This is a genomic window from Psychrobacter sp. TB20-MNA-CIBAN-0197, assembly GCF_040309765.1.
Taxonomy (GTDB): Bacteria; Pseudomonadota; Gammaproteobacteria; order Pseudomonadales; family Moraxellaceae; genus Psychrobacter; species Psychrobacter submarinus.
Genome location: NZ_JBEOPC010000700.1, coordinates 1 through 267 on the forward strand (window position 1 = coordinate 1; position 267 = coordinate 267).

General features: G+C 43.8%; 1 pseudogene. It reads right to left on the reverse strand.

Features of this window, described 5'->3' with window-relative positions:
- A pseudogene (locus AAEY83_RS15600) lies at positions 1 to 267 on the reverse strand (hypothetical protein); the annotation flags it as partial.

The window sequence follows — 267 nt, forward strand, 5'->3', positions numbered from 1 at the left end:
GCTTTTCACCCAGTGCTTTTTCAGTTTCAAGCCACACGCGCTCAGATACTAAATGATTTAGCTCACCTTTATTTTTAAGCTCGCGCATTAATGCATAGGTACTTGGGTGAATACGCCAATCACTGCCATAGCGCGCTAAAAAACGGGCAATACGCAGTACTCGAACAGGGTCTTCTACAAATGCCTCAGTGGTGTGGCGCAGTGTTTTATTTTGTAAGTCAGTTTGGCCATTAAACGGGTCAATAATATTACCGTGTTCATCAAGCG